Here is a 1066-nt window from a genome sequence, read left to right on the forward strand (position 1 = left end):
GGGGTTTAGGAACTTCGGCCACTACGTGCTGCGCTGCTTGCTCCACTCCGGGCAGCTATCAGCCCGGGTCAACGCACTCTAGAACCGGAAGAGCCGTGAAAGTCCGTGACGGGCAGGTGAGGAACACCCCGTTCTATGTCGTGATGGGCGTCACCGTGAACGGGGAACGCGACATCCTCGGCATCTGGGCCGGTGATGGTGCCGAGGGTGCGAGGTTCTGGCTGCAGGTGTTCACCGAGCTGAAGAACCGGGGCGTCCAGGACGCGCTCATCGCGGTCTGTGACGGGTTGAAGGGTCTCCCGGAGGCGATCAACACCACCTGGGAGCAGACGGTCGTGCAGCAGTGTATCGTGCACCTGATCCGCAACAGCTTCCGCTACGCCGGCCGGCAGCACCGCGACGCGATCGTGAAGTCTCTCAAGCCGGTCTACACGGCCCCGAGCGAGGCCGCGGCGAAGGACCGGTTCGAGGAGTTCGCCGCCGAGTGGGGCGAGAGGTACCCGGCGATCGTGCATCTGTGGCGCAGTTCCTGGGCGCAGTATCGTGCCGTTCCTGGAGTACGACGTCGAGATCCGGCGGGTGATCTGCACCACCAACGCGATCGAGTCGATCAACGCGAGATACCGCAGGGCGGTCCGGGCGCGCGGGCACTTCCCGAATGAGGCCGCGGCGATCAAGTGCCTGTATCTCGTCACGCGGTCGCTTGACCCGACTGGCGGCGGAAGGGCACGCTGGGCGATGAGGTGGAAGCCCGCGCTGAACGCGCATCCGATCACCTTCGCCGGACGGTTCGAGAAAACCACCCACGAATGAAAACCGCCGGATCCCACACACCGTTTACCGGACAGACCCCTCGCAGCAGGAGGCCCGGCTCTCCCCAAGGGACTGTCCCGCGTCATGCTTTCTGGCAGACCGGTTATGAGGGCATGATCGGCGTCTGAGAGCAGGAGGACCTGACCATGGGACGACCGCCGGTGTTCAGTCCGGAGACCAAGACCAGGATCGTGCTGAGCGTGCTGGCCGGCGAGGTCACCGTCGCTGAAGCGGCTCGGAAGGAGAAGGTCTC

Annotated in this window: 1 pseudogene; it reads left to right on the forward strand. The window is 65.0% G+C overall.

The annotated features are described in order from the left end of the window. Positions 1 to 95: 95 nt before the first annotated feature. A pseudogene (locus BSZ39_RS12890) lies at positions 96 to 813 on the forward strand (IS256 family transposase); the annotation flags it as partial. Positions 814 to 1066 lie beyond the last annotated feature (253 nt).

Origin of the sequence: Bowdeniella nasicola, assembly GCF_001907295.1 — a bacterium.
GTDB lineage: Bacteria > Actinomycetota > Actinomycetes > Actinomycetales > Actinomycetaceae > Bowdeniella > Bowdeniella nasicola.